Source organism: Candidatus Synechococcus calcipolaris G9, from assembly GCF_029582805.1.
GTDB lineage: Bacteria > Cyanobacteriota > Cyanobacteriia > Thermosynechococcales > Thermosynechococcaceae > Synechococcus_F > Synechococcus_F calcipolaris.
Genome location: NZ_JAKKUT010000001.1, coordinates 450,794 through 477,402 on the forward strand (window position 1 = coordinate 450,794; position 26,609 = coordinate 477,402).

24 protein-coding genes are annotated in these 26,609 nt (G+C 48.5%); 13 read left to right on the forward strand and 11 right to left on the reverse strand.

From position 1 onward, the window contains the following. Nucleotides 1-91 precede the first annotated feature (91 nt). Nucleotides 92-2,032 carry a serine/threonine protein kinase gene (locus L3556_RS02310; protein WP_277865689.1) on the forward strand — a complete coding sequence of 647 codons (1,941 nt, stop codon included), beginning with the start codon at nucleotides 92-94 and terminating at the stop codon, nucleotides 2,030-2,032. Here the strand turns inward: L3556_RS02310 and L3556_RS02315 are convergent. The 3 genes from L3556_RS02315 to L3556_RS02325 are packed head-to-tail and all read right to left on the reverse strand — an operon-like array spanning nucleotide 2,029 to nucleotide 8,684. Further along, entirely contained in the window at nucleotides 2,029-2,862 is an 834-nt protein-coding gene (locus tag L3556_RS02315) for an Rpn family recombination-promoting nuclease/putative transposase (protein WP_277865690.1), read from the reverse strand. The two genes, L3556_RS02310 and L3556_RS02315, sit on opposite strands and share 4 nt — an antisense overlap. 41 nt (nucleotides 2,863-2,903) lie before the next feature. Further along, nucleotides 2,904-3,551 (reverse strand): hypothetical protein, encoded by a 648-nt coding sequence (locus L3556_RS02320; RefSeq protein ID WP_277865691.1) that lies wholly within the window; start codon nucleotides 3,549-3,551, stop codon nucleotides 2,904-2,906. Between the two features lie 45 nt (nucleotides 3,552-3,596). Further along, complete coding sequence (locus L3556_RS02325) at nucleotides 3,597-8,684, reverse strand: beta strand repeat-containing protein (RefSeq protein ID WP_277865692.1); 5,088 nt, start codon at nucleotides 8,682-8,684, stop codon at nucleotides 3,597-3,599. 326 nt (nucleotides 8,685-9,010) lie between these two features. On the opposite strand from L3556_RS02325, the gene L3556_RS02330 reads away from it, so the two are divergent. After that, nucleotides 9,011-9,250 (forward strand): hypothetical protein, encoded by a 240-nt coding sequence (locus L3556_RS02330; RefSeq protein WP_277865693.1) that lies wholly within the window; start codon nucleotides 9,011-9,013, stop codon nucleotides 9,248-9,250. A gap of 66 nt (nucleotides 9,251-9,316) precedes the next feature. Here L3556_RS02330 and L3556_RS02335 read toward each other — a convergent pair whose 3' ends face one another. Further along, nucleotides 9,317-10,615 carry a sensor histidine kinase gene (locus L3556_RS02335; RefSeq protein ID WP_277865694.1) on the reverse strand — a complete coding sequence of 433 codons (1,299 nt, stop codon included), beginning with the start codon at nucleotides 10,613-10,615 and terminating at the stop codon, nucleotides 9,317-9,319. 220 nt (nucleotides 10,616-10,835) lie between these two features. Here L3556_RS02335 and L3556_RS02340 point away from each other — a divergent pair, with 220 nt between their 5' ends. Then, complete coding sequence (locus L3556_RS02340; RefSeq protein WP_277865695.1) at nucleotides 10,836-11,381, forward strand: DUF2808 domain-containing protein; 546 nt, start codon at nucleotides 10,836-10,838, stop codon at nucleotides 11,379-11,381. A gap of 138 nt (nucleotides 11,382-11,519) precedes the next feature. On the opposite strand, the gene L3556_RS02345 is transcribed toward L3556_RS02340, so the two are convergent. Next, nucleotides 11,520-12,194: a response regulator transcription factor gene (locus tag L3556_RS02345; RefSeq protein WP_277865696.1), complete on the reverse strand. Its 675-nt coding sequence runs from the start codon at nucleotides 12,192-12,194 to the stop codon at nucleotides 11,520-11,522. Beyond that, complete coding sequence (locus L3556_RS02350) at nucleotides 12,191-13,639, reverse strand: sensor histidine kinase (RefSeq protein ID WP_277865697.1); 1,449 nt, start codon at nucleotides 13,637-13,639, stop codon at nucleotides 12,191-12,193. Before L3556_RS02350 ends, L3556_RS02345 begins: the two co-directional genes overlap by 4 nt. Before the next feature lie 313 nt (nucleotides 13,640-13,952). On the opposite strand from L3556_RS02350, the gene L3556_RS02355 reads away from it, so the two are divergent. From L3556_RS02355 to L3556_RS02375, 5 genes are all read left to right on the forward strand, one after another. Continuing rightward, nucleotides 13,953-14,531, forward strand: a complete 579-nt coding sequence (locus L3556_RS02355; protein WP_277865698.1) for a thioredoxin domain-containing protein — start codon at nucleotides 13,953-13,955, stop codon at nucleotides 14,529-14,531. 99 nt (nucleotides 14,532-14,630) lie between these two features. Then, nucleotides 14,631-15,506: a cytochrome c biogenesis CcdA family protein gene (locus L3556_RS02360; protein ID WP_277865699.1), complete on the forward strand. Its 876-nt coding sequence runs from the start codon at nucleotides 14,631-14,633 to the stop codon at nucleotides 15,504-15,506. A 4-nt stretch (nucleotides 15,507-15,510) separates the two neighbouring features. Continuing rightward, entirely contained in the window at nucleotides 15,511-15,852 is a 342-nt protein-coding gene (locus L3556_RS02365) for a thioredoxin family protein (protein ID WP_277865700.1), read from the forward strand. A 194-nt stretch (nucleotides 15,853-16,046) separates the two neighbouring features. After that, on the forward strand, nucleotides 16,047-16,898 hold the full coding sequence (locus L3556_RS02370; protein WP_277865701.1) for a DUF3179 domain-containing protein: 852 nt from the start codon (nucleotides 16,047-16,049) through the stop codon (nucleotides 16,896-16,898). Between the two features lie 73 nt (nucleotides 16,899-16,971). After that, complete coding sequence (locus tag L3556_RS02375) at nucleotides 16,972-17,616, forward strand: peroxiredoxin-like family protein (protein WP_277865702.1); 645 nt, start codon at nucleotides 16,972-16,974, stop codon at nucleotides 17,614-17,616. Here the strand turns inward: L3556_RS02375 and bchB are convergent. Then, nucleotides 17,613-19,139, reverse strand: a complete 1,527-nt coding sequence (gene bchB / locus L3556_RS02380; RefSeq protein ID WP_277865703.1) for a ferredoxin:protochlorophyllide reductase (ATP-dependent) subunit B — start codon at nucleotides 19,137-19,139, stop codon at nucleotides 17,613-17,615. The two genes, L3556_RS02375 and bchB, sit on opposite strands and share 4 nt — an antisense overlap. 166 nt (nucleotides 19,140-19,305) lie before the next feature. Between bchB and L3556_RS02385 the strand changes: the two genes are divergently transcribed. Continuing rightward, the gene (locus L3556_RS02385) at nucleotides 19,306-19,953 is read left to right on the forward strand and encodes a GUN4 domain-containing protein (RefSeq protein WP_277865704.1); all 648 of its coding nucleotides are present in this window, start codon (nucleotides 19,306-19,308) and stop codon (nucleotides 19,951-19,953) included. Nucleotides 19,954-20,041: 88 nt separating this feature from the next. After that, the gene (locus tag L3556_RS02390) at nucleotides 20,042-21,685 is read left to right on the forward strand and encodes an HD family phosphohydrolase (RefSeq protein ID WP_277865705.1); all 1,644 of its coding nucleotides are present in this window, start codon (nucleotides 20,042-20,044) and stop codon (nucleotides 21,683-21,685) included. Between the two features lie 25 nt (nucleotides 21,686-21,710). On the opposite strand, the gene L3556_RS02395 is transcribed toward L3556_RS02390, so the two are convergent. Genes L3556_RS02395 through L3556_RS02405 form a run of 3 tightly spaced genes read right to left on the reverse strand, consistent with a single transcriptional unit; the run spans nucleotide 21,711 to nucleotide 23,714 of the window. Next, complete coding sequence (locus L3556_RS02395; protein WP_277865706.1) at nucleotides 21,711-22,061, reverse strand: hypothetical protein; 351 nt, start codon at nucleotides 22,059-22,061, stop codon at nucleotides 21,711-21,713. Between the two features lie 36 nt (nucleotides 22,062-22,097). After that, on the reverse strand, nucleotides 22,098-22,634 hold the full coding sequence (locus tag L3556_RS02400; RefSeq protein WP_277865707.1) for a GNAT family N-acetyltransferase: 537 nt from the start codon (nucleotides 22,632-22,634) through the stop codon (nucleotides 22,098-22,100). 33 nt (nucleotides 22,635-22,667) lie between these two features. Then, nucleotides 22,668-23,714 carry an amidohydrolase family protein gene (locus L3556_RS02405; RefSeq protein ID WP_277865708.1) on the reverse strand — a complete coding sequence of 349 codons (1,047 nt, stop codon included), beginning with the start codon at nucleotides 23,712-23,714 and terminating at the stop codon, nucleotides 22,668-22,670. Between the two features lie 69 nt (nucleotides 23,715-23,783). Here L3556_RS02405 and L3556_RS02410 point away from each other — a divergent pair, with 69 nt between their 5' ends. Genes L3556_RS02410 through L3556_RS02420 form a run of 3 tightly spaced genes read left to right on the forward strand, consistent with a single transcriptional unit; the run spans nucleotide 23,784 to nucleotide 25,154 of the window. Beyond that, entirely contained in the window at nucleotides 23,784-24,590 is an 807-nt protein-coding gene (locus L3556_RS02410; RefSeq protein ID WP_277865709.1) for a CdiA C-terminal domain-containing protein, read from the forward strand. Beyond that, a complete protein-coding gene (locus tag L3556_RS02415; RefSeq protein WP_277865710.1) occupies nucleotides 24,571-24,810 on the forward strand; it encodes a hypothetical protein in 240 nt (79 codons plus the stop codon). Before L3556_RS02410 ends, L3556_RS02415 begins: the two co-directional genes overlap by 20 nt. Next, nucleotides 24,807-25,154, forward strand: coding sequence for a phage virion morphogenesis family protein (locus L3556_RS02420; RefSeq protein ID WP_277865711.1), 348 nt, complete (start codon nucleotides 24,807-24,809; stop codon nucleotides 25,152-25,154). The genes L3556_RS02415 and L3556_RS02420 overlap by 4 nt, the downstream gene beginning before the upstream one ends. Here the strand turns inward: L3556_RS02420 and L3556_RS02425 are convergent. Then, nucleotides 25,151-26,572, reverse strand: a complete 1,422-nt coding sequence (locus L3556_RS02425; RefSeq protein ID WP_277865712.1) for an FAD-binding oxidoreductase — start codon at nucleotides 26,570-26,572, stop codon at nucleotides 25,151-25,153. The genes L3556_RS02420 and L3556_RS02425 overlap by 4 nt on opposite strands. Between the last annotated feature and the right edge of the window lie 37 nt (nucleotides 26,573-26,609).

Sequence of the window (26,609 nt, forward strand, 5' to 3'; positions counted from 1 at the left end):
TATAAGTTGAGGTAGCCCAACGGTGTTCTCGACGGGGGAGATAGCCGAAAATTCCGAAAAGATAATCAGGGCGGGGCTGAATCATCAGCTTGTGGATAACCGCTATTATATCCTGCGTCTTTTAGGAACTGGGGGGTTTGGAGATACCTACCTTGCCAAAGACATCGGCCGCCCCAGTAATCCCCTCTGCATCATTAAACATCTAAAACCCGCCAGTCTCACCCCCGATTTTTTGGCCCAATTGCAAGGACTGTTTCATCGCCAAGCAGAGTTTTTAGGGCGATTAACCCACCATGATCAAATGCCCAGTCTGGTGGCATCCTTTGAAATCAATCAGGAATTTTATATCGTCCATGACTATGTGGAAGGCCACACCATGGATCGGGAATTTCTACAGGATTATCGCTGGACAGAAACCCAGGTTACGGATTTATTACGAGATGTCTTAGGTATTCTCTGTTTTGCCCATGCCCAAGGGGTGGTTCACGGAGATTTGAAGCCGGAAAATTTAGTGCGCCGCTACCGGGACAATCGGGTTGTGCTCGTGGACTTTGCAACGGTACGTCAAGTTCAGAAACAGGTGGTGACAACAGATGGTCAGGTTCTAGTCACCATTTCTGTTAGTACTCCAGGCTATACGACGGATACAGCAACAGGAACAGTCACCCCCGACTATAGCCGCGATATTTATGCCGCTGGATTATTGGCCATTCGTGCCTTAACGGGACTGCCCCTAGAAGCTCTAAAAACCGATAAAAACAGTGGTGAAATTATCTGGGAGGCCCAAGCTCTGGCAAATTTTGAACTGGAAGCGTTCATTAGCCGCATGGTGGATCCCGACCCAGAAAATCGCTTTACCAATGCAAAGGAAGCTTTGCGGGGCCTCCTCCATCTCACGGATTTCTATGTACCAGAAAGTGTTCAGTTACAAACCAATGAATTAGAGGTATCGGAAGAAACCCCCGATCCGCCGGCAACGATTACGCCAACCCTACCCAATTCCCTCCATGGGGAACTTCTCTCCCCAGAACAACTGGAAAACCTGGACTCCTGGCTACCCGGTAGTAATGGATCCGCGATCTCAGCTAATCGCCAATCATCTACCCCATCAGTCACCAAAAAAACCTCAACAAAAAAAACATCTGAAAATCCAAGTAATCCCAAAACCCTGTTGTCTCTGATCCAAAATCAGCAGGGATTACTTCTTTGGGGTGGGGCTGGCCTCCTGTTTCTGTTGGGGGCGATCGCCCTGGTGACGGGTTTCAGTGGTTCCCAGGACAATCAATGGCAAACGGTCATGGACCAGGCGAAACAAAAATACATTGCCGGAGAATTTCAAGGCTGTATTGATCTGGCTCAACAAATTCCTGAGGAGGATGGGTTATATTCCCAGGCCCTTACCCTGGTTCAGGACTGTCGTTTGGGCCCGGCCCAGCGGCTGGAACAACAGGGAGATTTGGCCGCAGCCCTTGCAGCCCTAGAGCAGATACCACCAGAGGATCCCGTCTATCGAGCAGCACAGCAGCGGATGGCAGAGTGGTCAGATCAGCTTCTGTCCCAGGCTAATCAAGCCTACCAGGGAGGAGATTTAGACCAGGCTGTGCGTTTAGCCCAAGCCATCCCTGAGCAAAGCCCCACCTATGAAGACACCCAGGCGGCGATCGCCAGTTGGCAAGCAGAAGGGCAACGGAATCAAATTCTCCTCACCCAAGCTCGTCAAGCTTTTGATCAGAGAAATTGGCAAGAAGCGATCGCCTTAACGGAGAAAGTCACCCTCTTGGGCCAACCAGTTCCCGAAGGCTCAGACTATTGGCGACAACACATTGAACCCCTGGTTGTGAATGCCCAAAACCAACTGGCTACCTCCCAAGCCAATCCCGTTGCCCAGCCCGAGTCTACCCCAACACCGGGGTCGGGATCAGGGGCCACCACCGAACCTCCTCCTCCTGAAGAAAGACCCATCCTAGGGGAAACAGAGAACTTGAATCCCCTCGAAACTGGCGAAGATATGCAGCAGCGGCAAGAACCTTAATTAAGATAATGTCCGCAACCACCGATCCAAGTCATTATATGGCACTGAAATCCAACAGAGCTTCCCCCAAGGATTCCAATTGCTCTAGGGATATGATGATTGATTTGGGCCACAAATGTATCAGGGATGGGCCCCACTCGGCGGCTGAGTTGACGCAGAATGAGCGTACAGGCTTCCTCCCGTTGACCCTCTTGCCGTCCTTCTTGCCGTCCTTGTTGGAGAATGTCTTGGTAAATCACAGATTCGCGCATTATCCCCTCCCGAAAAATGGTTTCAATAAGCTCCTTACTGTACTGTAACCCAGCCAATAGTTGAACGATGGTACTGAGTTCTTGGCGAGACTGCTCCGATTCAATTTGACTAATTTGATTAGCGACGGATTGCAATAGGGCTGCTTCGTTTTTTGTTTTCCCTAAGACGGCAAAGGGCAATAGGGCGGGAATATTAAAAAATTGTTTGGGGTCTTCCTCCCAGAGTTTAACTACGCGATAGCGATGGGTCGTCGTCGGCAACTCGAACACATCGGGCACATGAACCCTTGTCCGCCGTAGCAAAATCAAGACCTGGATAATCTCACATTGATAGTTGCGATAGATTCTTAGCCAATAGTCCAGCATCCGCAGAGGCAATGTCGGCTCTGGCTCGACTTGAAATTCTAAATGGAGAATACAGTTCTGGGTTCGTACTAATGTTACGGAATCGGCACGGATCGGTTCCAAGTTCAGTTCTGTTTTCAGGATTGAGACATTTTCCGAGGAATCCTTGAGGAGCCACTGGGTAAAGGCGGTAGGATATTTTTCTGCTAGGTATTTACAAAGGTTGTCGCGCATTTCCCTACTTTAGGCAGGCAGTTGTCCAGAAAATGACCCCACTACCAGGCTTTTGGCTTAAATTTATCATCATTGAGAATCACCATACTATCCCCGGACTGGGCTAGGACAAATAAGCCCTGATGATAGGCATAGCGGGCAACCTCTGGCGGAACGACCATGCCAGCCACGGCTCCCATTAGTTTCATGGATCGATGTTGGGGGGATAAGCGTCTAAATTTGGCAATGCGTTCGAGATGCTCATTCACATCAGTGTGGCTGAGTTTACTTTTGACTTCGACGGCAACGGCTTCATCCCCATTGACCACGAGTAAATCAATTTCTAGGCTATCTTCCCCTGCTTCAATGGTGACATCACTGGCAAGTTGACGCACGGCAATACCCCGCTCTCGAAAGAGACGCACAGCAGCGGGACGGACTTGCCATTCGACAAATTCGCCGAGGCGGTTGCCTAAGTTACCAATTTGTTGATTCACTTGCTGGATTTGGCGATCGGTCTTGCGAGCCTGATCTTTGAGAACTTGCTCCGTTTCCTGAAAGCGGCGTTCTGCTTCCTGGAATCGACGTTCTGCTTCCTGGGATTGCTCCTTGAGAAGCTGCTCTGTTTCTTGAAATCGGCGTTCGGTTTCTTTTTGGGCTACGGCGAGTTCACCCAATAAACGCCACACATCATCGGCAGTGGTTGCCATGGCTTTGACCCTAGATTTTTATGGCTTGTCTATCTTCTAGGATACCTAACGGCACTGCTCCGCTAGGACAGACTCTACGGGTACACCATTAATCTCTAAGACTGTCTCTTCTCCTTCTTCGAGCAATTGACAGAGGCTCTGCTCTAAGGGCATCTCCTCCTCTTCTTGACCTTGCAAAATGGTGGATAGGTTAGAGGGTAGGGGCAAATCTACCGGAGTAAAAATGATCGGGGGTGCAGAACCTGAGCTTGAGCTAGTTGGAGCCATTGGAGGTGCTGGCGAAGATGGTGGAGATGGTACGGCAGGTATATTGATCGTTGGTGCGGTTGAAAGAATCACCGGACTGGATGTAACCGGAGGTAAGGGAGGTGCTGCCACACTATAAACAAAACCATTCCCAGCAAACCCTGATGGTGCGGGATAGGTCGTACTAAACTGTTGTGAGCCTCCCAAGACTGACCAGCCATTGATATTTCCTTCTGGACTGGTGGCATAAACCAGCCAACGTCCCCCTGCTATTAACGCATTCACTCCGGCATTGTTGATAAAGTTTTGGTCAGCAGCCAAGGTAATATCTTGGGTGGCATTGATCGGTTGATTCAGCGTAATATTGCCGGTAGTGGATTGCAACACCACCGTCTGACTATTTTCAATCCCATCTGGATTCACCGTATCCACTGCCAAATCGGTTCCTGTCACCACAGTAATATTGCCTGTAGTATTGGCTGCAATGGTTTGGATTTGATTATTAGGATGATCTAACGTGGTATCGCCTGAACCCGTAATCGCCACGCCTTGTGCAATAATTGGGGCCGTTTGAGTAACCGTTCCACCGGAATTCAGTGTGAGATTATTGGCACCAACATTTAGGGCAGAATTAATTTGAATACCACCGCTACTGTTCCGTAACTGCAAATTGTCATTAAAGGGATGGACAGTTCCAGCAACTTCAATGAGGCCAGTACCATTCTCCGACCCAATCGTGATTAAGCTAAACCCATCTTGAATTTTACTGAGGGCAGTATTGCTAAGATTGAGCGTGCCTGTTGCACCATTACCAATGCCAATCGAGGTTGCCGGATCAAGGGGGCGAATTAGTAAAGTCCCGTTGCCAGTGGTTTCCAGTTGCATCCAATCTAAGTTTTGCCTATCTGCGGTTAAGGTAATCGAGTTGGTGCTAGTGCCTCGAATGACACCCTGTAAGAAATCGCCAGCACCCGAAGTTCCGCCAGAGGTAAAAATACCTGGATCATTATTTGCACTACTACCTGTAACAGAAATATTGCCCCCGCTAATGATTTGTCCGCCCCATTGCTGCAGAATTCCAAAGTTATTTGCCCCACCTGTTGCTTGGGAGTGTCCGGTCAGGTCAACCGTGCCACTGGTACTGGTGATAGTTGCTCCTTTTCCAGTTAGAAATATCCCGTAATTACTGGAACCACCCGTGCCACTTGTGCCGGAATAAATGATGTTACCTGTGGTGGTACGAGTAATCGCATTACTGTTAGTGGCATCGGTATTACTCTCATGATAAACACCATGATTTCTACCATTGTCACCCATCCCACCCTGGCCCGTTAGCGAAATTTGACCGCTGCCACTCTCGATCAGGGTTGTTGTATTTGCAACCCCATTGCCGAAGTAAATGCCGTGATTCCGTTCAGAGCCAGTTCCCACTGTTCCACCTTTACCCAGGTAGGTAATGCTTCCAGAACTGCTTATAACTTGGGAACCGCCAGTTTGACTAATGCCACGATTCCCAGAGCCGATATTGCCCCCGCGTCCTGAAAGGTTGATATTCCCACCTGTAGTCGTCAGATTGGCATTATTTAAGTTGATGCCAACAAAATTTCCGCTAGCTGGAGTTGCCCCTTGGTTAGCATTGAGAGTGATGCTACCATTTCCAGTAGAAATATTGCTACTCGTTAATGCAATCGAGCGGTCAGCATCAAGTAAGACATTCTGATTGGTTGTGGTAATGCTGCTGCCAGAGTTGCCAATAATGTTCTGCCCGGCCTGTAAGGTGATGCTGCCTGCTGTTTCTGTAGTATTTCCCGTGGATAAGTTGCCGTTGAGATTGATTGTGCCTGTACCTGTGGGCGTGCGAATTAATACATTGTCCTGAAATGCCGCCGTCCGAATATCAATATTTCCGCTGCCAGTTGCGCTACCAATCGTGATTTGACTAAATCCATCCCCTAAGCGGTTAATTTCGGCAGTATCCAGGTTAAGGGTTCCCATTGCCCCGTCGCCAATGCCAATCGTGGTGCTTGCGGTTACGGGTTGAATAAACAGTTGACCATTGGTGCTTTGGACTGTGCCAGAGAGTAAATCAAGTTCATTCGTATTGAGCGTTATGGTGCCACCACTCCCTGCTTGAATCGCTCCAGTTGTGTTGGAATTCAGGGTGATTTTGCCAGCAGCTCCAGTGGTAATAGTAAGAGGGGCATTGGCGGCTGTTGCGCGAACACGGGATGGATTGACCGGTGAAGGATTTATCAAGTTGAAGTTACGTCCGGCCGTGGCCTGGAAACCATTGGCCCCGGTTGCCGTTAACCAAGTCGTGTTTTGTACCGTAATATCTCGATCTGCATTCAAAATAATTTGTGATGCTGTAATATCTCCATACTGATTGGTAAAGGGCTGTGTTCCGAGAATAATATCTTCACCCGCATCGAGCGTAACAATATTACTCGGGCCAATGGCTTCAAACGGAGAATTAGTAGCTCCAGCGATGACGTTAATTGTGCCGCCAGCGGTTAAAGTAACATTTCCTGGAGTCCGAATCCCACGGGTTGTATTGACAGTACCCACGGTAAAACTATCGGCATCGGTATAACTAATAGCTCCAGTGGTATTGCTAGCCAGGGTGGTGATGTTATTACTCGTATTGGTCAGGGTAAAGGTACCAGCCCCTAAAAGTTCTAAACCATTGGCAGTAATCACTCCTGTTCCATTTTGAGTCACATTTCCCGCTGCATTGAGGGTAATGTTGCCTGTTGAGGTTAAGCCTGTTGTATTAACGGTGCCAATTGCAAATCCATCGGCATCCCGGAAACTAATGGCTCCGGTGGTATTGCCTGCCAAGGTGGTGATGTTGTTACCGGCATTCGTCAGGGTAAAAGTACCAGCCCCTAAAAGTTCTAAACCATTGGCGGTAATCACTCCTGTTCCATTTTGAGTGACACTTCCCCCGGCATTGAGGGTGACATTCTCCCCAGTATTGATGGTGTTGTTAATAGCAATGTCATGAGTACTGTTTAAAACAACTGGGCCAGTGGTTGAACTTAAGGGGCTATTGACAATCACACTAGAACCAGCCGTCAACCCATTATTCGTGGCTGTAATCCCGTTGGGAGCCGTGATTCGGTTCAAGGTAATATTGCCCGTTTCGGCGGCGGTGCCAGTTCGTCCATCTCCTGTGCTAATGGTGGCTGTTAAAGAACTAATCGCTGATGGGAGGATGGTACTACCAAATGTAATAAACGCAGGCCCATTGTCGCGATTCGCAGCAATGACACCATTTGCATTGGATTCATTAGCCACTAAAACGATATTGAGATTTGGTTGAGAAAACGAAATGTTAAAGTTAATGGAGCGTCCGGCCTGGAGTGTTAGAGTACCATTAGCCGGATTTAAAAAAGTATATCCATTGTTTGGATCAATAGAGATAATATCATTGTTCGCTTGTAGCGTTACGCTTGCTGTCGTCAGTGCATTCGCTAAACTAAAAATCGTGATTGTGACATCATCTGCTGGATTATTGGCAAACAAGAGGTTTGTCACAGAAGAAGGTGGGCCGCTTGGCTCTATGGATATATTTTTGGGATCAAGCAAGAGGGTTCCGGTTTGTCCCAGAGTTGCACGTAGATCCGTCATACCGTCATAAACAAGACGTTCTCGACCCGAAACTTCGGCAAAGCCGCCATCGCCACCTAATATCCCGCCTTGGGCTGAAATAAATCCATGAAAGATGGTGCTGTTATCCGCCCAATTAATCACCGTGCCGCCCTGACCTTGAGTTACTGCATCGGCATTCATGACGGTGTTGTTGTCCACATACAGGTGTTGGGCATTGAAACTACTATCTAAGCGACCTGTGCCTGCACTATCCCCTAGATAATCTCCACCTCCCAAGATGGTGCCGCCCCCCGCACCTCCAGAGGCATTCAACTGGGCATTCACAAAGGCAACATTAGAGCCAAGAACATTAATCTGTCCCCCCACTCCCTCAGGACTCGACACATCCATCGTGCCACTAGCAACCGTCGTTGCCCCCTCCACTGGCATATTCACCTTACTGGGGTCATGCACCAAGCTAATCGAGCCATCGGGATTATGTACCACACTATTGACCCGTGGACGATCTGTTCCCCCCGTAATTAATCGGGGTAAGTCAACGGCTTCAATCACCCCATCTTCGGGAATCCGATCCGCCGGAATCTCTAAACTGAGGATCATTCCCTCCTGGGAAATCCGTACCATTCCCGTCTCTGGAACCGCCTGAATTGTGATCCGTCCCCCCGGAGCCGATAGGGTTCCTGTATTGAACACCTGATGACCCATCAATGTTAAATTTTGCGCTGGGCCAACGGCTAAATTCCCTTCATTGACGATAATTCCCGTGCTTAAAAACTCAAACCCGGTGGGGTTCCCGACGAGGTTGGCGTAGTCATTAAACCCATTAATGTCAAAAACGCCGCCGTCAAAATGTACTCGATGAGCCGTTGAGGCATGGAACGCTGCCGGTACGTTTAACTGGGCATTGGGCCCGAAAACAATTCCTGCTGGATTGAGCAAATAGAGGTTGCTATTGCCTCCCGTTACCTGAATTAAGCCATTGATATAGCTGACATCGCCACCATTCACGCCCGCCAGGATATTTTGAACCTTGGAATTGGATAAAAAATTAGCAATCTGACCATCACTAAGACCAAATTGCTTAAAAAGGTGAAATAAATTTTTGCCATCTCTGGAAAACGCACCACCGCCAATATCAAACTGCTGACCATTTACGGTAACGGTTGTACCTGTGCCTCCAACGGCTGGTGTAATCTGGGCGATCGCAGGTAAGGGAAGAAGACAACCCAACACGGCAAGAGGAGCAAACCATCGACGGATGATGTTAAACATTTTTTTTGGCAGAAAATGTAGGCAGAAAATGAGATGTGAATCAGTATGGCAGGGGGATTTTTAACTGTCAAGAATTCGTTATATTTCTTTTAATTTATAGTCATATGGGCACCTCGATTAATTCAAAATTCGGGGCGATCGCAAACGAAATTTCAATGATTTCAGCCTCTATTTTTGGCAGATCGAGCAATTTTTCGAGGTGCCCTAAAGGGACTGAAGATCGATAAAAAGGTATGAGGCTAAAGAATAGCCACCATCACCACTAGCTTTAATGGGTGAAAATAGATCAGCCTAAAAATTCGTCATACTTTGACAAAGGAAATATAATGGCGACCATTCGTACAGTTTCAGGTAACCCTGAGGATGTTTGGGATGAGTTGGATTGGCAAGACATGAGTTCTGCCGAGCAGGCTCTATGGGAAATATTAGGGTGGGATGAATCGAGTTGGAATGAAGAAACAGATCCACCCGAGTCCAGTGATCAGTACTGGGAAGATTTAAGTTCCGAAGAGCAGGCAGCCGCCAAAAAACTGGGGTATACCCAGGAACTTTGGGATGAGGAGTAACCAACGAATTTTCGGCATCTTTTTCCGGCCACAATCTATCCTTACCCGTTTAACACTTGGGTTGACTCAATAGGGTAATGTCACTAAAAAAGTTGTTCCCTGTTCCATCTGACTATCCACACTGATCTGGCCGCGGTGTTCATGGGCAATACTCTGGGCGATCGCCAGGCCCAGGCCCGTACCTTCACTACTGGTTTGATTCCAACGATAAAAGCGATCGAAGAGATGGGGTAAAGCCTCTGTTGGAATACCGGGGCCACTGTCTTTACAGCAAAATTCATAGCTCTGCCCCGTGGCTTTGAGGCTGAGGCTCACCTGCCCCCCCGACGGCGTGTATTGGAGGGCATTACTGATGAGATTACTTAGCATCCGACTGAGGTGATCCCCATTTCCCTGGATCAGGAAAGCCGTATCCGGTGAATCCGTTGGGGCATCTCCAATATCAAGGGATAGCTTAATCCCTTTAGCCGCAGCGATCGCCCCCTGTTCTTCTAGGACAGCCATCAGTAGGGCATCGAGGGGGCACCATTCCCAGGTTTGGGGAATCACACCGCTATCTTGACGCACCAGAAACAATAAATCATCCACTAAACGACCCAGGCGGCGAGTTAACCGCTCAATCACCTGGAGTTGCTGCTGTTGTTGCACGGGATCCCCTTGAGCTAGGGCGACCTGTACATTGGTTTGAATCAGGGCAATGGGATTGCGTAGCTCGTGGGAAACATCGGCGGAAAATTGTTTGAGGTAGGCATAGGATTCCCGAATGGGTTCCATGGCTAAACGGGAGAGAAACCAACCACTGATTCCCACTAACGTCACCATCACCAACAGACCAATGCCCAACTCCAGGAGTAGATCCTGACTAGGGCGGGTTACTTCAAACCAGGGATGGCTCACCCGTAAATAGCCGATCACCCGATCCTCCAACATTAAGATCGTCGTCATTTGTCGCAACCACCGATCGTCATCCCGATCATCCTGTGCCAGGGAGCGATCGCCAGGAATACGAACGGTTTGGGCAACTTTAGTTAAATTGAGGGGAATATTTAATGGCTCGGAAAAGGTAGACCAGCGTAAGTCTTGCGTGGGACTAAATCCTTCTAAATCAATGTGATCCTCTTCTAGGGCAGCATTGGCAATGGGATTACTCCCCAGACTAATTTGCCAGTTGATTTGCTCAGGTCGCTGAGGTTCAACCACTAGGGAACGAGTCACCACCTCAATCACATGGCTGAGGGTATCATCCACCCGATCTACTAGGGTGATGCGGACATAGAAGAAAAAGCCACTGGCAAAAACCAGCAGGAGCAGGGCCGTAATGGCAGTGTACCAAAGGGCCAAGCGTCGCTGGGTGGAACGAAACATTTGAATGATTTTTCCCTGAACGATCTACGAACGATCTACCGCTATCAACATCTGTCCCGGTACTTCTATCACGTATGTCTCTCCATCACTTACAAAAATAAACTCCCCAAAACTTACATAGTAGTAATTTTACATAGTAGTAATTTTCGCTTCATCTGGGACTCATCTTCAAGGCCGATCATAAAACTATGACGCATTACGAATTCCTCGGAGAACACCTATGAAACGCTTCAAACATCAGTTTATTTCAGCCCTTGTCCTCTCAAGTCTATCTTTGGCATTACCGGCGAAGGCCATAGAATTCCCTAGTGGTGAAACTGCCTTTGCAAGCCCTCCTGCCCTAGTGAGTGCCATCACTCCCACCAATGAGCGTGGTATTTGGGGCCCAACCTACTACTTCACACTCACTGTTCCTGAGACAGCGGGAGTACCCGTTCAGGCAGTCAAAATTAGCCAAGGAACCAATCAAGAAACTATTCATTTTATTGGCCACGAAAGTCGGGCCTTCCAGGGAACTCGCCAGGCCCAGGGAACTTCGATTCCACTCATGAGTATAGGCGGCCCAGATTTAGATCCCCAGGAAACCCTAGTGGTATTTGAGCAGCCCATCATGCCAGGTAGTACGGCCACAATTGCCCTCAAAGCTCAGCGGAATCCCGAATTTTCTGGAACCTATGTGTTAGGAATGACAGCAATTCCCGTAGGGGACAATGGTCGGCCCCAGTTCCTTGGCTATCAACAAATTTCAATCTACGGCGATCTCTAGTTGTTCCTGTTAGCTAGTTGTTCCTGTTAGGGACTATTTCCGCCCATTAGTTTCATATCTTCAATCCTCTCTTCGATCCTCAAACATCTTTTATCATTAGCTCAGAATCTATCCTTGGTTCTTGAGCTATTTTTCTAGCTAATCACGTAGAACATAGCCTACACCACGAATGGTATGGATTAAGCGTTGAGGATTTTTTGCTTCTAGTTTAATTCGTAAGGCACGAATATATACTTCAATAATGTTTGACTCTCCCATAAAGTCATATTTCCATACATGCTCTAAAATTTGATCACGAGTCATGACTTGGCGAGGATGGCGAAGAAGAAATTCTAGGAGATCAAACTCTTTTGCCGTTAGATCAATGGGTTGATCGGCTCGGTAAACTTCACGGGTTAGACAGTTTAATCGTAAATCTTCAAATTCATAGGTTTCAGGATCACTTGATTCGTTGCGCCGCAGTTGTGCCTTTACCCGTGCTAATAATTCTTCCATGCTAAAGGGCTTGGTTACATAGTCATCGGCTCCAGCATTCAGGCCTGTGACGCGATCGGGAATATCGTCCTTTGCCGTTAGCATGATAATGGGAATTTTCTCCCCGGTACTGCGTAGACGTAAACAGAGATCTAAGCCAGAAACACCGGGCAACATCCAATCTAAAATTAGTAAATCTGGTTGGAGGTTGCGGGCTTGGACTAAGCCATCCATTCCGTTGGCCACTGTTGTTACGGTATAGCCTTCGAGCTTTAATTCAGAAGAAATGAAGCCAGCCAATTTGGGATCATCTTCAATGACAAGGATGTGGTGGGTCATTTAGGGGGTATCCAAATAGGGATCATGATTGTAAAAATACTGCCTTCCTGGGGGCTAGATCGCAGGGTAATGCGGCCCTGCATTCCTTCGACTAAGCTTTTGGCGATCGCCAGGCCCAAACCAGTACCATCCCGTGAGCGGGTCATGGATTCATCTACCCGGTAGAATCGTTCAAAGATCCGTTGCTGATGGGGGAAGGGAATACCAATGCCATGATCTTGAATATGAATGAGGGCCCATTTTTCCTTTTTTTCTAACACCAAGTCAATGGGTTCCTCTGGTTCAGAATATTTAATCGCATTATCGACTAAGTTAATAAGCACCTGTTGTAGTCGATCTTGATCGGCACAGACGACAATATCTTCTTGAGTGATTAATAAATTGATTTGACGATGACTCACTTTTTGACTCATGGCAGCAACTTCAGCAACCAAGGTATTCAAAATCACTGGGGCAAGCCGAAAATGTAAATGGCCGTTATCAACTCGCGCAAGATCCAGTAAATCCTGAAGCATACGGATGGTGCGTTCGGTTTCTGCGGTTGCCGTTTCCAGGGCGTGTTGTTGATAGGTGTTCAAATTTGTACCCCGATGGAGTAAGCTTCTGAGGTAGCCGACGACAACGGTGAGGGGGGTTCGCAATTCATGGGATACATTACCAACAAATTGCTGTTGTTGCTCCCAAGCCCCGGATAGGCGAAATAACATTTCATTAAATGATTTGGCTAGGCCTAAAATTTCATCGGGGGCGCGATTGAGTTCTAGTTTGGCTCCCTTCAAGTCATCGGCGGAAATAGCACTGGCAACCTGGCTCATCTGCTCTAGGGGTTCCATGGCTTTACAAATTCGTTTGGAAATGGCCGCAATCAGAATGGCGATCGCCAAGAAACTCACCCACAGGAGTCGCCATAGGCCGGCATTTAATTTTTGTTGATCTTCAGTAATGTCTTGCACCAGGTAAAGTTTGCCAAAGGATTCCCCGGCTAAATTCAAGGGGGTTCCACACAACACAATATCGCGATCGCCAAAACGAACCACTTGGGGACGTTCAGGAATATTAGCCAAGGTATGTACCTGACGAATCGTTGGGGAGGCCGGTTCAAGATGGGGAGAATGGGCTAACAGGTTTCCCTCTGGACTTTCCACCCAAATGGCTAATCCGGGGCTGGCCACTCGATGAATCGTTTGTTCTAAACCGGTTTCCACTTGGTCAAAGTCACTATAAAGCTCCAATTGCTCTGGAAAACGCATGGCAATGTATTCTAGGGTTTGTTTGTGGCCAGCTACCAGGTTTTGCTCTAGTTGCCAACCCGCCCAAACCGTGACACTACCCAGGCCAAGAATCGACAGGATGACGAGTTCTAGGGTCAGCCTAAATTGCAAGGAGGAGGTAGAAAGTTGCCTACGGGAAAAACGGCGAAGGATACTGGAAAGGATCGGATGCATAGGATAGGTTCAAGATTTTTGATTCTACTGTATAGAATTTTGCCCTAGGGTGAATGACTCGGGACTAAAGCTAAGATGAATTTTCGCTGAAAATGTGAAGGACGCACCCGATGGGTTTTGACTATGAATTGGGTGAACTGGGGTGGCGACATCGAGGGGAAGGTTTTTTATCTGTTCCCTAGGCGATCTTCATCTGAGACTCATCTTCCTTGAATTTAATAGAGCCTAAGGGAGCTTAGACAGGATTGTGGCGATCGCAGGTTCTTGGCTCCCCCATCACTCACGTATATTTTTAGTTTGAGGAACCCCATTGATGAAAATTCGATATTTTTCGTTTCTCGTCCTAGTCTCCCTTTTAGGTCTGGGTGGCTTTACCGCCTGTGGCAATCCCTCTGCCTCCACCGATGAAACGTCAACCATTTCCCAGGCCGATCCCTGTGCATCAAAGGATCCCTGCGCTGGTAAAGACCCCTGTGCCGGAATGAACCCCTGTGCATCAAAGGATCCCTGCGCTAGTAAAGATCCCTGTGCCGGTAAATCCATTGGTGGCCCCCTTGCGGCCCAGGTTCAGGGTAAACCCGTTGTCGTCGATATTTTTGCCACTTGGTGTCCGGCCTGTACAAACATTGCCCCCACCTTAGAAACCCTGAAAACGGATTACGGAGATCAAATTACGTTTGTGGTATTAGATGTGAGTAATCCTGCCACCACCGCCGCAGCGGAAGCCAAGGCCAAAGAACTCGGGTTAAGTGACTTTTTGGCTGCCAACAAAACCCAAACAGGCATGGTGACAATCATTGAACCAGAAACCGGTCGAATTCTGGCCCAACACCGCAATAATCCCAACCTGGCAGATTACACCAAGGTACTTGACACTGCCACCACCCAGTAACCGCCTGTTACCCACGTAAACCTGAACACGTAAACCTGAACTTGCTTCCTAACTTCCTTGATTCGTTGCCGATGTGCCCTTCCATCTAGGACTCTATTTATGATACCTCCTCCAAAATCTTCCCCTGAAGAGGCGATCGCCCCTCACACCTCACCCCCCTCCAAAGCCTCTAAAACCAAACAAAAATGGATTCTTTATGGCGGTCTAGGATTACTGGCCCTAGTCCTAGTGATCACCCTGGGTTCAACCCTTGGCCACCCCCTAGAGCGGGCCATTTCAATCGTGGAAAACTCCTACCAGAAGTGGTTCGATCAGCAGGATACCACCAATCCTTTAGTGCTATTGCCGCTGGCCTTTTTAGGGGGCGTATTGGCCAGCATCTCACCTTGCATCCTGGGTCTTTTACCCGTCAATTTGAGTTACATTGGTACCCTGAAAATTAAATCTCGCTGGGATGCCTTCACAAAAGCAGGCTTATTTGTTTTAGGTGCTGTAACCATCTTGAGCTTATTTGGACTAGTCTCCTCCTTTGCTGGAGCCGTGATGGTGGAATATCGGGGCTATATCAATATTACGGTGGGACTCATTATGGCGGTGATGGGACTATGGCTCATGGGAGTTATCCAGATTCCGTTGCCGCAATTAAATCTGAATTTACCCCAAAAAGCTGGCCCCTACGGCGTGGGTCTAACCTTTGCTCTAGTGAGTTCCCCCTGTGCCAGTCCCGTCCTCTTTGCCGTTTTAGCGGCGGCGGCAGCTACCGGTTCCCAACTATTAGGCACACTGACGATGGTGAGCTACGCCTTGGGATATACCATTCTTATTTTCTTAGCCAGTCTTTTTACGGCCCTAGCTAAACAGAGTAATAAATTACTCAAGCATTCGGAAACAATTATTCGTTTAGGAAGTATCGCCTTAATCATGACCGGGGCATACTACCTGTTCACGGGAACCAAATGGTTTATGGGAGTTTAGTTTTATGTTTGAACCGATTTCAGATACTGCACCACCAATGAAGGGTCAAAAGTTGCTAGCCCACCTGCAACAAACAACCGATCAGCCAATTTTGGTGAAATTTGTGGCCCCCCACTGTGCCGCGTGTAAAACCCTAGCCCCAGTGTTAGAGCAACTGATGGAGCAACACCAGGATAATCTCCATCTAGTAACGATTGACATCACCCAGGAGCCAGAATTAGCCATGGATTTAGGGGTACGCACAGCCCCCACTGTGGTGCTATTTGCAAAGGAAACTCTGCGGGGTAAAGTGGATGGCTTAAAACCTAAAAACGTGTACTCAGACTTAGTGGAAGCCCTGTTGTGATTTTTAATGTGATGAGGTCAAACAACCTTTGCGATAAATCGTTGCAGTGATTGAGGGTCATACCCATGAAATGTCTATTTAGAAAACTACTGATTGGTAGCTCCATATCCATGTTTTTTCTCATTCTTTTTAGCCTTCGTTTTGGGGAACAGACTAAGTTTGAATTAACAAGTCATGGACAAGAAAATTTCAACTTGAGTCAAGCCCAGCCAACAACGCCGAGGATTCATCCACGGGATCTGCTAGAGGGCGGCCCCCCCAAAGATGGGATTCCCAGTATTGATACCCCACGGTTTGATACGGCCCAGACAACCCCTTTCTCCCCGAAAGAACTGGTAATTGGTGTGGTGGTCAATGGTGAAGCCCGCGCCTATCCCTTTGGTATTCTCAACTGGCACGAAATTGTCAATGATCGGGTCGGAGATGTCAATATTACGGTTTCCTACTGCCCCCTATGTGACACAGGCGTTGTTTTTGAGCGTGGTAACACCACCTACGGCGTATCGGGTAAATTATTTCAAAGTTGTTTGGTGATGTACGACCGTGAAGATGATACATATTATGCCCAACCTTGGGCCTTGGGGATTATGGGCCCGGAGGTGAATCGTTCCCTAGCCCGCATCCCCGGAGTGAAAACCACCTTAAAACAATGGTTAGCCCAGCACCCAGAGAGTCAAATTCTATCCACAGAAACGGGTTATCAACGGGATTACTTTCGCTATCCTTACCGAGATTACTACACCAGTAGCCAACTCATCTTTCCTGTCCGCAATCAAGGCCAGCGGGACTTACACCCCAAGGCAATTGTCAGTTATATCTGGGAGGCAGATCAGCAGACACCCACAAACGAATTTTCGGGAGCTAGTCATCAATTTTCCCATGGTGAATTAAAGCAGGTGGGAACGCAAGTGATTGATTTTAATGGCCGTCAGATTCGGGGGCGTTGGCATCCCCAGAAGGAAACCGTCATTGTTGAAGAATTAGATGGAACGGTCATTCCAAGTACGACAGCCTTTGCATTTGTTTTCCCAGCATTTTTTAACTAAGTTTTTCAAGGTTTTTTAAGGCTTTTCAAGTTTTTAGTTTGTCTAAAGTTCTATACCCACGTTGGAGTATTCTATGAGTTTTGCCACTGATTTAGCGACCCTGACCCAGAATATGCAACAGCAAATACCCACGGAGATCAAAGAAACCATGATGTCAGCCATGGCCGATCTGATGAATTCAGGGTTGGGCGATCGCGCCCTAGGGATTGGGGATGGCATTCCCCGGTTCAGTCTGCCCAACGCATTGGGGGAAGTTGTCAATATTCAAGACTTACTCAACCATGGCCCTGTGATTATCTGCTTCTATCGGGGCGGCTGGTGTCCCTACTGCAACCTAGAATTACATGCCCTTGAGCAAACCCTGCCCCAATTCAAAGCTTTGGGTGCTAACCTAGTTGCAATTTCTCCCCAAACCCCAGATCACACCCTTTCTACCGTCGAAAAACAACAACTTTCCTTTGAGGTCTTGAGCGATCGCGGTAATCAGGTGGCGCGTCAATTTGGTCTAGTCTTTACCGTGCCGGAGATATTACGGCCGATTTACCAGCAGTTTGGTATTGATCTACCCGCTGCCAATGGAGATGTTTCCTTTGAGTTACCCGTAGCTGCCACCTATGTGGTTAAGGCAGATGGCACGATCGCCCATGGATTTGTGAACGTGGATTATACCCAGCGTCAGGATCCTCAAGAGATTTTAGCTGTGTTGAAAAAAGTCTAGGCTCCCACAGATTCCTTGGCGGCATAGAGAACTTCCACATTGATTTGGCTAATGCCGCGATCGCGGGCAAATTTTTCCGTGTTCCGTTTCACCTTGCCGCGGACAAAACCAGGAATCTTATTGAGTTCCGCTAGACCATCCTCAGTCCAGGCCAGATCCGACTCCGCTGAGATGCCCTTATGAATCACCTCTTTCGTATCATGCCCGCCAAAGATTTCTAAAAGGTGATCTTCCATGCCCAGGGTAAAGGAGTTGTAGATCAAATCCACCAGTTGGTTGGTTCCTTCGTAGCCTAGGTAGGGGCGATAGCCAATGGGGAAGTTTTGAATATGAATGGGGGCGGCAATCACACCACAGGGAATATTTAAGCGTTTGCCCACATGACGCTCCATCTGGGTACCAAAGATGGCCGAAGGCTCTACCCGGGCGATCGCATCGCCAACTGCACCATGATCATCTGTAATCAATACCTCGTCACAGAAGTCTTGCACCTGCTCCTTGAACCAGTCGGCATCGTATTTACAATAGGTTCCGGCCCAAACCACATGGATGCCCATCTCCCGCGCGAGAACTTTGGTCAGGGCAGCGGCATGGGTATTATCGCCAAAGACCACCGCCTTTTTGCCCGTCAAATTTTGGCAGTCAATGGAGCGGGAAAACCAAGCGGCCTGAGACACATGGGTCGTTTGTTCTTCAATGAATTTTTCATAATTGGCATCATGGCCCCGTTGATTCAAAATGCCTTGGATCGCCCGAATGCAGCGCGCCGTTTCAACCACTCCCATGGGGGTAATATCCACGTAGGGCATATCAAAGTTTTTTTCTAAGTAGCGGGCGGTCATGCCACCAATTTCCCGGTAGGGGACTAGATTAAACCAGGCTTGGGGCAACTTGCACAGTTCGGTAACGGAGGCTCCATCGGGAATAACGGCATTGATCTGAATTCCCATATCCGCCATTAGTTTTCGCAACTCACGGCAGTCATGCTGGTTATGAAAGCCAAGGGTCGTAATCCCAATAATATTGACGCTGGGCATTGCGGTTTTGGCTTGGGGTAGGGTGCCCTCTTTCGCTGCCTTATCCAGGTAGTACTGAACAATTTGATCTAGGGTGCGATCGGCGGCCTGGAGTTCATTCACCCGGTAATGGTTCACATCCGCCAGAATGACATCGGATTGGGTGGTTAAACTGGCTCGACTGACAAAGTTTTCCAGATCTTCTTGCAAAATACTAGAGGTACAGGTGGGGGTGAGGACAATCAGATCCGGGTGTTCCTCGGCATCCTTGCGGGTAATATTGTCTACGACCTTTTCCTGGGAGCCACGGGCTAGGACATGGCGATCGACAATACTGGTCGTTACCGGCGTAAAGTTCCGCTCCCGCTCTAGCATCGATCGCATCACATTGAAATAGTCATCCCCAAGGGGAGCGTGCATGATCCCATGGACATTTTGAAAGGAACTGGCAATGCGGAGCGTACCTATGTGGGCCGGGCCAGCATACATCCAGTAGGCTAATTTCATGCTTCAACTCCTAAACCAAGTGAGGATCAAATATAAATAAATGGGGATAGCTAGGCAGATCCTACCAAGGCCCTGTTACCAAGGTGGGAATATTACAGTGTTGATCGTGTTTCGTGATATTTCTTAATTTTAGGGATTGTAAATCTAGGGTTTGGGGGATGGGCAGATGGCCGTGAGTAATGATCTAACTATTCAGGTGATAATATTACTGGGCATTTTGCTGGGAAGTTGTGGGGTTGCTCCCATTCCCAAGCCCCAGTTAGGCAGCGATCGCGACTTGGATTTTAGTCAGCTAGAAACCTATTTGGCCGCCAAAAATTGGCAAGAGTCCGATTACGAAACCTATACCCTGATGGCGGCATCCCTGGGAAAACGAGTCCCGATAGTAGAGCCATTGGAGCCGTCAGATCTATTAGAACTTCCCTGCGCCGATCTCAATAGCCTGGATCAATTGTGGCATTATCACAGTAACGGACGATTTGGCTTTACGATCCAAAAAAATAACTATGTTGCTGCGGGGGGGAGATTAAAGGCAACATCTTCATTGAGTACGGATCGGTTGGTTAATTTTACAGATCGCATTGGCTGGTATAGCCAGCCACTTAAACGCTTTGTCTCCTATCGGGATGCTGATGTCACCTATCGAGAGGATCCCGACTTCTTGCCTCCAAAGGGATTTTTGCCCTTTGTCTGGTGGGCGGCAGGTGTGCGGGATGTTTTTTTAAGTGGTGGGGGTGGCCAATTAGTGGAAGTAACGCCAGAACTTGCCAGTCATTTATTTTCCCGCTTAGATGAGTGCCAAACTTCGCCATAATGCCTGTGGATCCAAATCACATCGGGTCTGGAAAAATGCGGCTATAATAGCCCAAATGATCTAAAGGAAACCTTTTCCGGGGGAATTCATGACCTTAACACCCCACACGATTGGGGACGAACTTAGTCTCACCCAGTTTCAAGATAATCAAGAACAACTGGTTGAAGAACTGGTGGAAATTGGGGTTGCCCTATCCGCCACCCAAGACCTAGGTACCTTACTCAATCTGATCCTATCCAAGAGTCGTGAAATTACCTGGAGTGATGCCGGTAGCGTCTTTTTGATTGATCGGGAGGCTGATCCCCCCTGTCTCTGGTTTAAGACGGCCCAAAATGACAGTTGTGCTACCCCCACTCTCCTTGAGTTTTCCATCCCCCTCAGCTATGAAAGTTTGGTGGGCTATGTGGCCCTCTCCGGTGAGACCTTAAATATTAGTGATGCCTATACCCTGACGGGGGAGGAAACCTATCAGTTCAATCGCTCCCTAGATGATAACCTGGGCTATCGTACCCGTTCCGTGCTAGTGGTACCGATGCAAAATATCCAGGGCCAGGTGATTGGCGTTTTGCAGTTAATTAATCGGAAAACAAATCCGCGCATTAAAATCACACCGGAAAATGCCACGGTTGTCACCCAGGCCTACAGTCCTTCCGAAGAACGAATCCTGCGATCGCTGGCCAGCCAAGCAGCTGTTATTTTAGAGCGGAATCATTTACTCGATAGCATTGAAAACCTATTTGAAGGGTTTGTTACCGCATCCATCCAGGCCATTGAAGCTCGGGATCCCACCACCTCAGGACATTCCGAACGGGTAGCAGCCCTCACGGTCTATCTGGCGGAACGATTAAATGGTGTGTCCTCAGGGCCCCTTCATAATGTTGTCTTTAGCGATCGCCAACTCCAAGAAATTCGCTATGCCGCCCTCCTCCATGATTTTGGTAAAGTAGCGGTTCCCGAAACGATCCTAAATAAAGAAAAGAAAATTTTTCCCGAACAACTTGAAATTATCCGGCAGCGATTTGCCCTAGTGCGACGCACCCTGGAGATGGACTGCACCCAAGCCAAGCTGGATTATGCCCTGAAACATCCCCATCGCCATGACTCAGGCGAAGAAGACCCCTGTGATCACTGTGCCTATTTCCGTGAACTTGATCAAACCCTAGCCCGTCAATTGCATCTTTTAGACGACTACTGGCAGATACTAGAGCAGGCCAATGAACCCAAGGTATTAGAGGAAGAACCCCTGGCCCGTCTCAAGGATATGACCCAGTTTTTCTACCGAGGTATTGATGGCCAAGCCTATCCCCTGCTCACTGTGCCCGAACTAGAACAATTAATGATTCGCCGTGGCAGTTTGACCCAGAAAGAACGGCAGATGATTGAATCCCATGTTACCTATACCTATAAATTTTTGTCCCGCATTCCCTGGACGGATCATCTCAAGGATGTTCCCATAATTGCCTATGGCCACCATGAACGCTTGAATGGTGGTGGTTATCCGCGCGGGATTGGCCAGGCTGAGATTCCCATTCAAACCCAGATGTTGGCAATTGCTGATATTTATGATGCCCTTACCGCCAGCGATCGCCCCTACAAGAAGAGTTTACCCGTCTCCCGTGCCTTGAGTATTCTCCGGCAAGAAGCTGCGGACTTTAAGGTGAATAGCGATCTGGTGCAACTGTTTGAGCAACAGCAAATTTTCCGAATTTTAGGACATATTCTTGATCAATGATTTCTGATAACTAGGCATGAATGTCCTAGCGATCGCTGCCAAAGTAAAACCCAAGCACTGCCCCAATTAGCCCAGTTTGGGATGCAATCAGTAGGGTAATAATATCCTTGGCGTAGGTATAGGTGATCTGTCGATCCTCATTGGCTTGAATGGGAATCACCAACAATAGAATCATAATAATAATTGCACTGGCATTAATCGCAATCAGTAGGAAAAATAACATCCAGGCCAACTTGGCCCGGGCGCGATCGCGGTCAGGTTCGCTACTTTTGAGAGGTTCCCTGTCAGCCAGATAGACATTCTCTGGGCTAGATAGCGGTTCTGATTCAGATAGAGGTAATGGCGATTCAGGGTGGGGAGATTGAATTTGTGACACAGTATATTCCTTGAATTCCTTGATTGCCGGCGATCGCTACCCAAGGCTGTTGAACTCTGACCGATATTTTACCGTTCCACTCCATCCCTCCATCGCGCCACGTTTGATTTCCAACGCCATAAACACCTCATCGGGCACTGGATACTCACATCCTAACCCCTTCTCTTTAGCTGGCCTAAATCCAAATCGCCGATAGTATTCTGGATATCCTAGTACAACAACCGCACTAACTCCTAGGCGATCGCACTCTTTTAAGCCATGCTGAATCAGCAATGACCCAATTCCTTGCCGCTGATAGTCAGGGAGTACGGCCACGGGTGCTAACCCAAGCACCAAAACGTCATCTAAGTTATTGACGCCAGCTCCAGCAATGGTAACAGGACTGAAAAAAATGTGGCCAACAATTTGTCCGGATTTAACAGCAACAAAGGAAAAAGTAAACGCAACACCGCGCAACATATCAACCAAGTTGGCCTCGCCCTCTCGCCCAAAGGCTGCCACATTTACCCGGCGAACTGCTGGGATGTCCTCTGATTTCTCTGCTCGAATTTTTATAGGGCTTAGTTTAATCAATTAATCGTCATCTTGAATGCTATTTAATGGGTATCAGTTCTTCAATCCGGAAGCAGAGAAATCAAGCCTAAACAGTTTTTCTGCGTTCGTTTGGTAAATCTTGCGCCTCTCTTGGTCAGAAATCATCACACTGTCCAGGAAGGAAACAGCTTCTTCAATGGATTCATAAGGATAATCGGCAGCAAATAGAAGGGCATCGGAGCCAAGCACATCTAAGGCATGACGCAAAGCCGGTGGGGAACAGACGCCGCTAGTGGTAATGACAAAATGCTCCTTAAAATATTCGCTAGGGAGGCGAGGCATTTTCTGAACCGCGCCAATTTTCACCTGGAGCAAGTAGCGGTTATCCAGCCGCTGTAGCCAGTAAGGCAGCCCTTCCCCCATATGTCCCAAAATGATCTTGAGCCTGGGGAAACAGTCAAATACACCGCCCATGATAAGGCGTAAGGCATGGGTGGCGGTTTCAACCGTGAATCCCCAACCCGCAAAATAAAGTCCATAATCCAGAAAAGGGGCGATCATTGCCGGAGATGGGGTGCGGGGATGGAGATAAATGGGTACCTGGTTGGCCTCAGCAGCGGCAAAAATTTCCCAATACTTTTGGTCATCCAGATATTCGCCAAAGGTGTGGGAGTTGATGAGTACGCCACATAGATCAAGCTGCTGGATAGCTCGTTCGATTTCCAGGGCGGCGGCGGTGGGGTTCTGGGGGGCAACAGCCGCTAATCCAGCAAAACGATCAGGATGTGCTTTGACCGCTGCGCTTAACCGATCATTTGCCTGTCGCGCCAACGCCGTAGCTAATTCAGCCCCAAACACTTGCACACCTGGCGATGTAATTGAAAGCACCTGCATAGCGATGCCGGTAGCATCCATGTGGGCAATGCGCGCCGCTCCTAGGTCTATAAGCTGCTCATGGATGAGGCGCGTACTGGGGCTGTCAGCCAGAATTGTTTCACCCATTTTGCGGAAGCCTGGTTCCCTTGGTGCGCCTTCTGCCAGCAGTTTAGCCCACTCATCAGCAATCTCCTGGGTGACAAATGCTTCTTCTATGGCAATTCGTTTTATTGACTGTTCCATCGGGTTAAAAGCTAACGAAATCTTGCCCTTTCAAACACAAGCATAGCCCGAATTTCAGCAGGGGTGACGATGTACCCGCCCTGCGGATGGGGCTGTCAGTGCAGTGTGGTGACGCTCTCCGAGCGGGATTTGGAACACATGGGCAAAGATGAGCCTGATAACCCACCGATGATTGGCGGCGTGATAGATGTGGTTGACCCCAAGACCGGCAAGGGGACAGTGGCAAAGGTGGAGGCAGGGGCAGGCGATTATGTGCCTGGGGAGTCCAATGTCAAAGAACGGCGGCGGCAAATCATTCAGCGGCTTGATCCGCAGTTGCAGCAACGGATAATAGCAGAAGTTCAAGGACATGCACCAGGAACCGCCGTGAACCCCATTGCCCAGAAACGCTTTGCCTACGAAGCCGCTGGTTCGGAGTATGAGAAGCACTATTTCGATGAGCAAACCGGGGGTTATGTGCTGATTCATGAGGGGCACAATCGAAGTGCAAGCTTTGAATCGGAAGTCTTTGTGGCTGAAACGTTTGCGCGTCAGGGCTATCGAGTAGAGTTGGTTGATGAGGAGGGAGAAGACGGGCAAAGACGATTTGATGCCCTAGTCGATGGGGAGTCGTGGGAGTTCAAGGAGTTGACCGCCAAGGCGAAAAACATTCGAGGAGCTTTCCAGCGTGGACTGGTTCACGGCCGGTCGCAAGCCCCTCGAATTGCTTACCATGTCAATAGGCAGGTTGATGTTCAGGATCTAAATATTGGGCTTGACCGTGCCATACACATTGACAAGAAAACCCAAAGAATCTTGAAAGTTGCCTTGATTTACGGCGATGGCAGGATTCAAGTATTGGAAAGGGAGGAGATTGATGCAGGACAAAAATTTTGAAGATATTAAAGAACGAATTGAGATTGGATTGAGTAATGACTTTCCACTTCAGTCCAGGCTGATTATGCTTGGTGAAATATTCTGCTCTGTTGGTCACGGGCTAATTACCCCTAATCAAGGGTATGAACTTGAGGACTTGCTGGGGTTAGATCAACTTATTGAAGACTATGACAGAGTCCGAGAAATGGGGTTTTCAGGCGAGTTCGTGTCAGTAGCATGACCAGTATCCGCGTCACCCTGGAAGACCAAGGGCTGCAAACCGTCCTGAACCGGCAAGCCGATCGCCTGGGCAATCCCAGAGAAATGTTTGCCGAGATTGGGGCATACATGGACATGAAGACCCGTACCCGGATTCGTCAGCTAGGCAGCCCCCAGGAAACCATTACCGTAATGGAGGGGCAGCACTGGGCCCCGCTGGCGGCGGCAACCATTAACCGCAAGCGACGGAAGCGCAAGAAGCAAAAGAAGCTCCAGCAGGATGGGGAGCTATTGGGGACGATTACCTACCAGGCAAATTCGCAGCAGGTGGAGATCGGTGAAATTGTGCGGGATTATCTGAGTTAGGTCAAACCAGGTAACAGTCCCTGGGGATCCCACTGTTGTTTCTGCAATTTCAGTAACTCTAGCAAAGGCCCATAGGCTAAACGTAGTTCCTGATCATAAACGTTGGTTCCGGGATGTCTCTGGACAATATAGTAGTGATTCGCTAGGGGGAGCAAAGCTTCAAATACCTGATCTGCCCAGGCTCTACCCTCCTTTGCACCGGAAGACTCATTGGGGTTCCATACCGCAGTAACCACAATGGACCACTCCGCATTTCGCCCTGTGTAGGCAGTGGCTAGTGGGGGTATATCGTTGACCACACCACCCACATGCTGGAGATCGATTTGGCACATATGATTGGGGACTGTGGCGATCGCCCTCTGTAATAGTTTTGCCAAGGTATTAACCTGTCCTCGGGGCAGAGAGAGGGAATAGACCCAAGTTCTGAGGCGATGTTGTCGGGGTGGCAACGAAACTGGGTCTTTCCGGTTTGTGCCGTCTTGGAACGGTAGTTCAAAGGGGGGTAATGCCTCCAACCCTTCTGCCTCAAAGATCCAGTCACTAGAAAGCTGACCCAGACCTGAAATTGCCGCAATATCTTCCAGCGGAGCTACTGCATAGGTCATCACAGCGGGTATTTGGGTGTCAGGAGTATAACCGAGAATAAAGGAACAGGATGCCCCCTGGGGCAAGCTTTCAGCTATGGCTAATAATGCCTGTAACTGCTCAAGGTCAGCAATGTGACGCTGTAGTTGTAGTCGTTGCCGCTGAAAAGTACGCAGGGTTGCCTCTGTGATAATTGCCAAAAATATTGCGCCCCCTCTGAGCAAGGTCCACATTGGCTTATCTCCACTGCTGGCAGAGATGGTAAAGGACTGACCATCAGCCCTGACTCCCCTTAACTCTGCGATCGCATCCACGGTCAAACCTAGACTGCGGCTCAGGTGCCCTACTCCTCCCATGGTGAGCAAGCCAAATCCTGGTGTACCATAGGCCCCCACTGGAATCATGGAGCCGTAAGGGGCCAAAGTTTCAAGAATTTTGCCCATGGTTGCACCCCCCTGCACCCTGACCCTATTTCCTTCTACGGTTACTCGATTAAGTTCCGGAGCAAGATCAAGCATGAGGCTACCATCAACGGCACAAAAGGAACTATGGCCACCACTGCAAACACTGATGGGCATATTGCGACTGGCGGCATATCTGACTGCTTCTTGTACGTCCGCCAACGAGGTAGGCTGAATGATGAGCGCAGGTTGTTGGGTCGAGGCAGTACCATTGATTAAACGACCTAAATTTGACTCATACTGACTACTTCCTGGAGTTAATAAAGGTAAATCAGTCAATTTCTCTTGATCTTTCATATAGTCTTGGTTGACATCCTCACTATCATAAAGGGCAAAAGATTCCCTTAGATTGTATTCAAAGTCAGTTTCCATCCCTGATGCCATCAGCCATTGCTCCCATAATCACTGA